This window comes from Vreelandella arctica (assembly GCF_037070215.1).
Lineage (GTDB): Bacteria > Pseudomonadota > Gammaproteobacteria > Pseudomonadales > Halomonadaceae > Vreelandella > Vreelandella arctica.
On sequence record NZ_JBANSN010000054.1, the window covers coordinates 1 to 11,018 of the forward strand.

The following is an 11,018-nucleotide window of genomic DNA, read 5'->3' on the forward strand; positions in this document are numbered from 1 at the left end:
CTACTACGAGCAATACTGTGCCCGGGGTGACATGGAAAACCGGATCAAGGATCAGCAGTTGTGTCTGTTCGCAGATCGCACCTCCAGCACGCGGTGGTGGACCAATCAGTGGCGGTTGCTCTTATCGGGCTTTGCCTACACGTTGTTCGAGCGATTACGGGCCCACTTGAAGAAGACCCCCTTCGAGAGAATGAGCGCCAGTAACCTGCGGCTGAAGCTGATCAAGGTGGGCGCGGTCATCATTCGCAACACTCGACGCATACGGGTGTTGATGAGCGATGCCTATCCTTACAAAGACGAACTCTCTGACCTGGTGCGTCAACTGGTTCCGGAATAGAAGCCTGGGCTCCCCCGGCCCGACTCAATGGGGGAAAGGGGGCCGTGTGTCCGGACAACAGAAATTGATCAGTTATTAATCAATCGCGGCCGCAAATGAGCGGTAGTGGCGGTAACCTGCACAGTCTGCGAGACTTGCCGGGGACCTATGAGAAATCCGGGCTAGGAGTCTGCGCGGCAGAAACGTTTTGAGCCCTCGTTTCCGCCAGACCGGATCATTGTCTGGCCGGAAGGAGTGTTCGCGATATCGGATCGGCTCCATCATCGCTTTCGATCCAGCCAGTTAACCGGTTAAAAGGGGCATCGCAGGGCCCCAGCTGTACCTACCGTGAGCCAAAGGCTGCCTCAGCGACTTATGCCAACCTCATCAGTGAACTCATGCGCCTGAGATTGAGCGACAGACAGACAAGATCCCATTCACCCTGCACCGCCTGAAGGCCCCGCAAGCCGAACTGCCGGAAGCCCAGGACATTCTTGATCCAGCCATTCACCGCCTCAACCATGTGCTTGTGCTGAGCGTAGACTGCTCGCCCCTCCGCCGTGGTAAGCTTCTCCTCCATGCGGGCCGTCGCCGGGTACCGGCTCGCGTTTATATCTCCGGTTTTTTTGCCTTCCCGGCGCAGCGAGACGTAGCCATCTATGCCTTTTGTCTCCAATGCCTGCAAGTCTTCCTCTTTGCGATAACCCGCATCAGCCAGACATTGGCCTGGGTAACTTCCCAGAGTTTCTTTTACCTCGCCCAGCAGCGGCACCAGACAGCCGTTATCACTGGGGTTGTTACCCTGGCGGTTGCCCACGATGATCTGGAACTCGCCATCCACGGCCAGTTGGCCGTTATAGCATTGCTGGAACCCATCATTCGTTTTCATGATCCGGCTTTGGGGGTCGGTAAAGTTACTCTGAGCCTTGTCCTCCGGAACTCCATAATCTCTCTTGAAGTTCCGGCCACCCTTGGGTGAGCGGCGATCATCGTCTGGATGCCGGCCTTTGGCCTCATCTTGCGTTTTTTGATCCGCTTCCAGTTTCTCCTTCGCTGCCCGGATCTTGTCCAGCCGCCCCTGACGGTGCTGAAGCTCTTCGGGTAACTCGTCGCCCCGCTGATCCGGGCCAAACTGTTGGTCTTCCGATTCATCCACACGGCGAGCCTGGCCACAAAGCTCATCAACCTCTTTTGACAGACGGGCTTCTTCCTCCCGCATGCGGTCATAGCTCATGGCCTTGTGCTTACTGGCGTTGGCCCGGACCTTGGTGCCATCAATCGCCAGCGTACCGAGAGTAACCAATTCCGCTTCCTGGGCGATCCGGACCACCTGAATAAATACGGCCTTGAACGCAGCCAGGTGTTGCTTGCGAAAATCGCAGATAGTGCGGTGTCTGGGGAAATTGCCAGCCGCCAGGACCCGAAGGGCGACATCTTCTTCCAACTTCCGGGCGATCTTTCGTGATGAAAACACGCCGGTCGCGTACGCATAGATCAACACCTTCAACATCATCCGCGGATCGAAAGGCGAGTTGCGCCGACCGCTCCCTTCATACCGGGCGTAGAAGGCACTCAGATCCAGTTCCTCGACCACGTCACTGATGAAATAGGCCAGATGCCCTTCGGGCAGCCACTCGTTCAGGCTCGGGGGAAGAAGCAGTTCCTGATCAGGTGAATAGGGGCGGAAGGTGGTTCCCATCGGATTCTCCGGTGCTGAAGAATTTTTACGTATTATGCCAGAAGGTGGCTCCTGCCGCGCAGACTCCTAGCATAGGCCGGTAACAAACTGTCGAAACCGGCAAGAAGTCCCATTGTGGCAGCTCCTTGTATAAGGCGGCGCCTGGACACACCTGCATAGAAATGTCTATCGCTCATAGGTTGCTCCTAAAACCATGTATATACAGCTTCTCGCGTTCGTGGCTCGATTGTTGACGCTACCCGGTGCAACTGAAATCAAACTGAAAAGTCGACCGGTAACCCCCCATTTTTAACGGGTTGCTGTTTTTCTGGGGAGTTGCCGTTACTGGTACAATCCATGGCAGACTGGCGAAACTTTCCCACCTCGAAAAACGGCGCTTACAAATGAAAATTCTGATTGTTGAGGACAATGCGGTACTTGCCAAAAGAATATCGGACTGGCTTGCGCAGGCGCACTACACAGTCGATATCGCCAAAACCGGCAAAGAAGCGGACTCGTTGATTGAAACAAGCTCCTACCAGGCCGTTATTCTCGATATCGGACTGCCCGATGAAAATGGACTGTCTTTAATGCAAAGATGGAGAAAAAACGGGAAAAAAGAGGCCATCCTTATTCTGACCGCACGCTCCAACTGGACTGAGAGAGTAGAAGGGTTGAACGCGGGTGCCGACGATTACCTTCCCAAACCGTTTGAGTTTGATGAACTGAAAGCCCGGCTCAGTGCGATTATCCGCAGAAAGGACGGCAGAACGACAGACCAGATCAGCGTCGACGGATTTCATCTCAACGCCACCTACCGAACGCTTACCACGCCCGACCAGAAAGAGTTCAGACTGACAGCTACGGAATTCCGCCTTTTGCAGTGTTTCCTCCGTTCACCGGACCGGGTGTTTTCCCAGGACGACCTGGTTGAAACCCTCTACAACATAGAAAGATGCCCCACCAGAAATGTTGTTCAGGTCTATATAGCCAGGCTCAGAAAAATAATAGGGGGCAATAAAATCAAGACTTTGCGTGGCCAGGGCTACTTCTTCGAAAAAGATCCTAACCGCTGAACGCCCGAGTGAACCAACCAGGTTAAAATATGTCTGCTCCGAAAAGTATCCGCAGAACAGCCATTCAGTATGGGGCTGTTTTCAGCCTCGTATATTTTACTCTGATATTCTTTTCACACACCTACGTGATAAAGCAACTATCGGACGAGTCCAGGAAGCAACACCTGAACAAAGAGCTGGGAAACTTTCAGGCAATCATTGAGGCTGAATCCCCCACAACCGACGACCTCAGCAACATGATCAATCAGTTTGAAATGCTTCTGGGGCATGCCATCGTCATCGAAACGGCTAGCGGAAGCGTCCTGGCGAGCCCGAACTTTGACCAGAGCCAACTGCAGGGCGCTGCAGAGAAGCCCGAGGGTTTCATCCACATAGCGCAGGGTGCGAACACGCTTTTCGGGCTCAAACGCATTTTCTCCGCCAGTGAAAAACTGGCCTCAATCACCGTTCTTGAAACCGAGGGGGCGCTCTCTGAACGACCGCTGAAGGCCCACCTGACATTGCTCGGTGCCTCGGCCGTTCTTCTGGCGATACTGCTGGCACTGATTGGAACCACCACACATCTGACGTTAAAGCCCATCAGTAGGATAAAAGAGGACCTGAGACGGCTCCAATCCGGGAAACAAAGTCGTCTGAACCCTCACGTGCCGGAAGAGTTTCGTCCGCTGATCCGGCAGCTCAATGATTTGCTCGAGCTGTCAAACCGGCGGCTGGACCGCCACCGCCGCCTGAATTCCGATCTCTCTCACCTGGTCAAAACCTCTATTTCTGCCAATCTTGCCATTTTGTCGGATATCGATACCTTGCCTCCGTCCCGGGAGGATGTTGTGTTTATGGCCTCTAACTTGCGGGAGCTTGACAAATCCCTGAAATACCGGATGAGCAAAGCAGACATATCAGGCAGACAGATGGGACGGACGTGCATGCCGGTTGAAATCACGGCAAGTGTCATCACCGTTATGGAAAAAATCTTCCCTGACACGGTTTTTCGCCTCCACACCAACTTACCTGAAAACTTCAGCTGGCCAATGGAGCGACAGGATCTTTCAGAGCTACTTGGCAATTTACTCGAAAATGGCGGGAAGTGGTGCCAGACAACCGTCGACGTTACAATCGCCCGCACGTCATCAGGACTCTCCATAGAAGTAGCGGACGATGGCCCCGGAATTTCTCCCGAGGCGGCAGCCACTGTCATGAACAGGGGTACCAGGCTGGATGAAACGGTCGCCGGTTTCGGGCTCGGATTGTCCATCGTGTCCGAGATTGTCGAAGACAACCTCGGACAGATGAACATGGGTACCTCAAAAAACGGAGGAGCCAGCATTGTCATTCTACTGCCACTTCCGGATTAGAAAACCTCCAGAAAGGCAACCGTCGATGACGCAGCGCGGCTTCTCCCATTTTTTACCGTTGGATATCACTCACCTTGGCTCTCGAAAAGCGACCGAACAGAACCGGCAAAACAAACAGCGTCAGGAAAGTTGCGGTGATAAGGCCGCCAACAATCACGCTGGCCAGTGGCTTCTGGATTTCAGCACCCACGCCCGTCGACAACAGCATCGGTATCAAACCGAGTGCCGAGGTTATTGCTGTCATCAAGACAGGACGTAAACGGGAGACGGCACCTTCAAACACCGCGGCATCCATGCTCAACCCATCCTGTATTCGCTGATTGATGCTTTCGACCATGACGACCCCGTTAAGCACCGCCACACCAAACAGTGTGATAAATCCAACGGAACTGGGGACTGAAAGGTACTGGCCGGAAATCCAGAGCGAAAAGACGCCACCAATGACAGCAAGCGGCACGTTGACAAGGATTAACAGTGCCTGACCAACCGAACTGAAAGCAAAGTACAGCAACAGCGCAATCAGGCCCAGAGATACAGGGACCACAATGGTCAATCGTTTCTGAGCTCGCTGCTGGTTTTCAAACTGACCACCAATATCCACCGAATAGCCGGGGGGAAGGTTCACTTCTGACGCGATAACATCCTGAATATCGGCAACCACACTGCCCATGTCACGACCCTGCACATTAGACTGAATGACCACACGGCGCTGAACGTCATCGCGGCGCACCTGAGGCGGACCGGACTGAATAGAGATATCGGCAACATCACCAAGTCTCACCCAGGCTCCGGACGGCGCCTGTAACCTGAGATCGGCAATGGCATCCCGGTCTTCCCGGAAACGTTTGGCCAGACGCACATAGATATCATACCGCTCGTTGCCGTTGATGATCTGGCCCGCAGCGGCACCACCCAGTCCGTCCCGGACGACACTCATCACATCAGACACGGCGAGTCCGTACCGGGAGAGTGCCTGACGGTCTGGCTGAACCACCAACTGCGCTTCACCGGCAATCTGCTCCATGGCCACGTCCCGGGTCCCCTGAACAGTTCGGACCGCCGCTTCGATCTGTTGGCCTTTCTCGGCCAGCACCTTGAGATCCGGGCCAAAGAGTTTGATGGCCAACTGCGCGCGGACACCAGACAACAATTCGTCAACCCGAGTTGCAATAGGCTGAGAAAAGTTAAACAGTAGCCCCGGGTGCTGTTCGAGCTTCGCCTCAAACAGGGCCTGCAATTCATAGCGATTACTGGCGCTGGTCCACTCGGCTGTTGGCTTGAGGCCAATGTAGATTTCGATGTTGTTGACGGGCTCCGGATCGCCGCCTATTTCCGCCCGCCCCGCCCGGGACAGCGCGTAGGTCACTTCTGGAAATTCCATCAGCATGGCTTCCAGTTTTGGCGCCACTTCAAGCGCCGTATCAAGGCTTGATGAAGGGGCCAGGGTCACCCGGAGGTTAATCGTGCCCTCTTCCAGTTCAGGCACGAACTCCGTGCCGAGTCGTGGCACAACCAGCGCCGCCAGCACAACAAGAACAGCCGCCGCGCCAACAACCACGCGGCTATGCTTCAGTGACCAGGCAAGCCCCATGCGATAGAGCTTTTCCAGGGGTTTTAGAATGAAGCTTTCCCGCTCCCGGATACCCTTACGGAACATGTATGACGCCAGCGCGGGTACAACCACCAGAGCGACGATCACAGCGGACACAATGGCCAGCATGATGCTGATCGCCATTGGCTGGAAAAGCTTGGCTTCCACACCTTCAAAGCTGAATAAAGGCATGAAAACGACCAGGATAATCGCCGTCGCGAAAAAAATTGGTCGCGCCACTTCCCGGCCTGCCTCCTGCAGTCGAAGCGCAATGCCATGGTCATCGTGTGACGCGTCCAATGGGTCAGGGTCGTTTTTCACCAATTCATCCCGACGGGCGTCATGCTCAGCATCCGGATGCGTCAGATGTTTGAACATGTTCTCGACCATAACAACAGAGCCGTCCACCAGCATGCCAATTGCCACAGCAATGCCGCCCAGAGACATCAGGTTGGCCGAGAGACCGAACCAGGCCATGATCATCAGCGCAATACCGATAGAAATCGGTATAGAAAGCAGCACGAGCGTTGCTGCCCGAAGATTCATCAGGAACAGGGCAAGCACGATCGCAATAAACACAAAAGCCAACAGAAGTGCATTGGTCACCGTCTCTACGGCCTTGGTCACCAGATCCGCCTGGTTGTAATAGGGCTCAAAACGAACCCCACTCGGAAGCGCCTGATTTATGCGATCAATGCGGGCCTCGATGCCGTCGATGGTGGCTTTTGTGTTGGCCCCCATTCGTTTGAGTACAATGCCAGAAACCACTTCACCCAGTTGTTCAACCTGACCGGCTTCATCCTTCCGGGTCATGGTTACCGCACCCTGGCGAATTTCAGTGCCCAGCGCTACCTCGGCGACATCGTTCACTGTCACTGTAATGCCATCACTGGTTTTAACGGGCACCTGACGGATCTGCTCGAGCCCCTGCTCGCCATTACCCAGCCAGCCCATACCGCGAATAACCAACTGCTCCTGCCCGCGGCCCATATACCAGCCCCCAACATTGGAGTTGTTGTTCTCCAGGGCTTCCATGACATCGTTCTGTGATAAGTCATAGGACAGCATTCGCGCCGGGTTCAGGTTAACCTGGTACTGGCGGACCTCTCCGCCAAACGACAGGATTTCCGTAACCCCTTCAGCCGGTATCAGCAACAGTTTGACCAGCCAGTCGTGCAAGCTGCGCAATTCCATTGCGTCGTACCCCGAATCCGGGTCCGCTATCAGCAAGTACTGGTAGACCTGGCCAAGACCGGACGTATTCGGCCCCATTTCAGGCACCCCGACCCCGTCCGGAATCAGCTCCCGCGCGGCCTGCAACCGCTCGAAAACCAGTTGGCGCGCGAAATAGATATCCGTGCCCTCTTTAAAGACCACGGTGACACCAGACAACCCGGTTTTGGAGATGGACCGAACCTCCTCAACATCCGGCAACGCATACATCACCGCTTCAATGGGATAGGTGATCAGCTGCTCGACTTCCTCAGCCGCAAGTCCGGGCGCCTCTGTATTAACAGCGACCTGGACGTTTGTAACGTCGGGGAAAGCATCAAGATTCAGTTTTGGTATCTGAAACGCGGCCGTGGCGATAAGCACTGCAAGCGCAATAAGAACCAACAGGCGGTTCTGAACCGCCCAGTCGACAACTCGGTTGAACATAATGACTCCCGGAATCAGTGGTTGTGCGGATCAAAGCCGCCTTTGGCAATTTCAGAGGCCACAAAAAATGCGCCCCGCAAAACGACTCGTTGGCCCGCAGCCAGGCCGGAAACCTCACGGAGCCCGCCAATTGAGCGGCCCAGTTCCACTTCCACGGGTTCATACTCGCCTTCGGCCTCTTCCACATAGACCGTCCAGTCGCCGTCCGCGCCACGCATCAATGCAGTCTCCGGCACGGCAAGCACCGGCTCGCTGGTCTTAAAACGAAAATACACATCTGCGAACATTCCTGGATGAAAACGATCTTCAGGATTGTCCAGCTCCAGCCTGACAATCCGCGTGCGGGTCACAGGATCAATGGTGTGGGCTTCCTGGGACACCGTTGCCACGGCCACACGACCCGCTGCCCTGACTTCGGCTTCCGCGCCCTTCTCTAGAACAATGTCGGAGCTTGCTGGCAGATGGGCTTCTACCCAAAGCTCACTCTCATCAGCAAGAGTCACCAGCGGCTGGCCAGCCTCAACTCTTTGTCCTTGCTCAAACTCATCGGTCAGTACTGCACCATCCACGCGAGCCCTGAGCATGTATTCACCGAGACTATCCACCCCGCTGGCCTTCAACGCACCAATGTCATCATCGTTCAGCCCGTAAGCAAGCAGAGTCGCGCTTGCCGCTTCAATGTTGGCTTTCGCTGTATTGAACCGCTGATCGCCAACCACGGAACGACCCAGCCCGCTGATTCGCTTCCATTCAGGAAAAGCTTTCCTGTAATCCGCCTGCGCCTGTGCCACCGTCTCACTGAACAGGGTTACCAGCGGCTGGCCCTTGGTTACGTGCTCACCCAGTTCCACGTGACGCCGCAGCACCACTGAGGCAACCCGGGGGGACACGTGATAGCTGGTATAGCCGTTGGTCAGCAGCTCACCGGGCGCGTAAATTTCATAGTCAACGCGCTTGCTTTCGAGGGTTGCTACTTCAATGCCGGCGAGCTCTTTCTGTTTGGCATTGATGCTTGCGGTGGCCGCTTCTTCATGGCCACCGTTCTCGTCTTCGTGGCCGTGCCCCCCTTCCTCTTCATGATCACCTTCCTCCTCATGCTCACCTTCTTCACCATGATCTTCCTTATGCTCGCCCTCCTCACCGGTGACTTCCTGATGATCGTCGCCACTGGCAGCATGATCATGACCGGCTTCCTGATGAGCATCTTCCTCTGCCTGTACAAAAGAAAGTGGGGCTGTAAGCAACGTCAATGCGAATACTGAAATCAGAGCTTTTTTCATAATGAATATCCAGTTTCCAGACTATTGTTGGAAGGGGGTGATCAGTTCGCCAGACTGACTCAATAGCTCAATCAGACCCAGCTGCGCCTGCTTTTCCAGTTCAATACCGGTTTTCAGACTCTCCGCGCGCTGGCCCAGCGCCTGGAGATACTCAGAGGTGGAGAGGTCGCCGACCTGCCACTGCCTCTCAAGCAAATCAGCACTTCGCTGTACACGCCCCTGGGAGAGTTCTGTCCATCGGCTGAGTTGGGTGTCGTATCGCTTCCAGGCAGCTCGGGCGCCCGCCAGACCATACTGCTGCTTCCGATAAAGTGCCTGAAACCGAGCCTCGGCCTCTAATGATCGTCGGTTGGCAGCCTGGATTTCGGCACGGTAGTTATTACGGACATTCAGAGGGATCGAGAACGTCAGGCCAACCAGGTTCTCACCGCCATCACGCCCTCCGCTCAGCCCGACCGTGGGAGATGCCGTCGCTCTGCGACTGACCACCTCGGCTTCGCTCCGCAGCACCTGCCACCTCGCGCGGGCGGCAACAATTGACGGATGAGCCAGCAAATTGTCGTTATCGACCCTGGAAGCAAGAGCCGGCCAAATGTGCCCGGGGATCCCCCCATCCTGAGGCCTCCAGTCCGGCAGACGTTCTTGAACCTGAGTTTCTGCCCGATCAACTGCGGCCTTTGCCTGGGCGACTTCGCTCAACTGACGGGATAGATTTAGAAACAGAAGCTCTGCATCGGCACGCCCCAGATCACCTGCCTGCTGGCGTTGCTCAACCTGCTCCAGCAAGGCATCCAGACGGTGTTGCTGGGATTCCGCAATTTCTTCGGCACGCGTCGCCGCGCGCCACTCGACAAGCGCAAACAGCGACTCGGACGTTTGTGCCAAAACCGCCTCGTTCAAATCAGCTTCAGCGGAAAGCCTGATCAGCTTTGCCTTGTCCTTTAGCGCACCCTGTTGATCAGACCAATCGATCGTTTGTGACAGCCCTGCCTCAAAGTTGTTTTCACTGCCCGTTCTGTCTGCTCCAACAGACAGCTCCGGGTTATACAGCGGTTGTTCGCTTGCCTCAGCATCCGCATCCCGGGCTGCCGCCTGCTCTGTCGCCGCCATGACATCCGGATGCTTGCTTATCTGGCCAGTGAGCCAATTTGTCCAATTCACAGTCTCCGCTTGACCGAACAGAGGAATAGACAATAGTACTGAACACAGCAACGCCCTGGGCGAGTGCTTGCTTGCCTTCATCGACTTTCTCCCGAAGGGGTAAATAGCCACAATTCATGGGCGCGAGGCGTCCATGACAAAGTAGGTAGAGGTGGAGATAGTAAGTGAAAAGGTTGAAATGAACTTGAATTTGGAAGGCATTAGCTCAGGGAACTTGAAAGTGCTCCTCAATAAGGGCGGGGAGAAGCGGCAACGCGACTCATGGCCACGATGCCGCCATCCAATCTAGGAAAAGCGCTGGTTTGATGCCGGTTGAAGTGCGCTCTCGTCGGTCGCACCATCGTCGATACGAACAGCCCGAACCAGGCGGGATACAAGCACCTTGCCGTCACCCGGGTGCCCTTCCTGGGTTCTGCCCGTTCTGACAATGAGTTCCACAACTTCACCAGCGACATCATCGGTCGCTACGTCTATTTCCAGCTTGACCATCTTCACTTTCTCCAGAGGCGACTCATCGCCGACCAGATGACCAAATTCGCCGAGAGACACGACAGCAATACTTGCCACCCCCTTAACTTTGGCCAGAGCATCAACCACATGCTCTGCCATCACTTCTCTGACATACGCTTTTATTTCATACATAAACCGTCTCCTGACTATCAGACTGAAACGTCACGACGTTCAGATGCAAACCACTGGTACACACTGGGCAACACCACCAGCGTCAGCAGCGTTGAAGTGATCAGACCGCCAACCACAACCGTTGCCAGTGGCCGTTGGACATTAGCCCGGATTTCTCATGAGGGGATAAAAGAAAGCGGCTGAAAGTGCTATAGTTTCAGGACCTTACACCGTTCACCAAGCACCAACAGCCGCTATCCAAAATGGTACCTGAAAAACTGACC

General features: G+C 55.1%; 9 protein-coding genes. 3 read left to right on the top strand and 6 right to left on the bottom strand.

Going from position 1 to position 11,018, the window contains the following annotated elements; translation table 11 throughout:
• Window positions 1-337: transposase (locus tag V8L70_RS21840; protein ID WP_336270590.1), on the top strand; the 337-nt coding region annotated here is incomplete at its 5' end.
• 352 nt (window positions 338-689) lie between these two features.
• Here V8L70_RS21840 and V8L70_RS21845 read toward each other — a convergent pair.
• Complete coding sequence (locus V8L70_RS21845) at window positions 690-2,015, bottom strand: IS1182 family transposase (protein ID WP_035561699.1); 1,326 nt, start codon at window positions 2,013-2,015, stop codon at window positions 690-692.
• A gap of 383 nt (window positions 2,016-2,398) precedes the next feature.
• On the opposite strand from V8L70_RS21845, the gene V8L70_RS21850 reads away from it, so the two are divergent.
• Entirely contained in the window at window positions 2,399-3,070 is a 672-nt protein-coding gene (locus V8L70_RS21850; RefSeq protein ID WP_035561696.1) for a response regulator, read from the top strand.
• Window positions 3,071-3,099: 29 nt separating this feature from the next.
• Window positions 3,100-4,422 (top strand): ATP-binding protein, encoded by a 1,323-nt coding sequence (locus tag V8L70_RS21855; protein ID WP_035561693.1) that lies wholly within the window; start codon window positions 3,100-3,102, stop codon window positions 4,420-4,422.
• A gap of 52 nt (window positions 4,423-4,474) precedes the next feature.
• Here the strand turns inward: V8L70_RS21855 and V8L70_RS21860 are convergent, their stop codons facing one another.
• From V8L70_RS21860 to V8L70_RS22985, 5 genes are all read right to left on the bottom strand, one after another.
• A complete protein-coding gene (locus V8L70_RS21860; RefSeq protein WP_035561689.1) occupies window positions 4,475-7,672 on the bottom strand; it encodes an efflux RND transporter permease subunit in 3,198 nt (1,065 codons plus the stop codon).
• Window positions 7,673-7,686: 14 nt separating this feature from the next.
• A complete protein-coding gene (locus V8L70_RS21865; RefSeq protein ID WP_035561686.1) occupies window positions 7,687-8,952 on the bottom strand; it encodes an efflux RND transporter periplasmic adaptor subunit in 1,266 nt (421 codons plus the stop codon).
• Window positions 8,953-8,973: 21 nt separating this feature from the next.
• Window positions 8,974-10,194 (bottom strand): TolC family protein, encoded by a 1,221-nt coding sequence (locus V8L70_RS21870; RefSeq protein ID WP_035561683.1) that lies wholly within the window; start codon window positions 10,192-10,194, stop codon window positions 8,974-8,976.
• Between the two features lie 204 nt (window positions 10,195-10,398).
• Window positions 10,399-10,755: a P-II family nitrogen regulator gene (locus V8L70_RS21875; RefSeq protein ID WP_035561679.1), complete on the bottom strand. Its 357-nt coding sequence runs from the start codon at window positions 10,753-10,755 to the stop codon at window positions 10,399-10,401.
• A gap of 17 nt (window positions 10,756-10,772) precedes the next feature.
• Window positions 10,773-10,907, bottom strand: a complete 135-nt coding sequence (locus V8L70_RS22985) for an efflux RND transporter permease subunit (protein WP_227497867.1) — start codon at window positions 10,905-10,907, stop codon at window positions 10,773-10,775.
• Window positions 10,908-11,018: the final 111 nt, after the last annotated feature.

Excerpts from the sequence above, each read along its gene's own strand:
- V8L70_RS21845 (WP_035561699.1), bottom strand. The coding sequence starts at position 2,015 with ATGGGAACCACCTTCCGCCCCTATTCACCTGATCAGGAACTGCTTCTT.
- V8L70_RS21850 (WP_035561696.1), top strand. The coding sequence starts at position 2,399 with ATGAAAATTCTGATTGTTGAGGACAATGCGGTACTTGCCAAAAGAATA.
- V8L70_RS21855 (WP_035561693.1), top strand. The coding sequence starts at position 3,100 with ATGTCTGCTCCGAAAAGTATCCGCAGAACAGCCATTCAGTATGGGGCT.
- V8L70_RS21860 (WP_035561689.1), bottom strand. The coding sequence starts at position 7,672 with ATGTTCAACCGAGTTGTCGACTGGGCGGTTCAGAACCGCCTGTTGGTT.
- V8L70_RS21865 (WP_035561686.1), bottom strand. The coding sequence starts at position 8,952 with ATGAAAAAAGCTCTGATTTCAGTATTCGCATTGACGTTGCTTACAGCC.
- V8L70_RS21870 (WP_035561683.1), bottom strand. The coding sequence starts at position 10,194 with ATGAAGGCAAGCAAGCACTCGCCCAGGGCGTTGCTGTGTTCAGTACTA.
- V8L70_RS21875 (WP_035561679.1), bottom strand. The coding sequence starts at position 10,755 with ATGTATGAAATAAAAGCGTATGTCAGAGAAGTGATGGCAGAGCATGTG.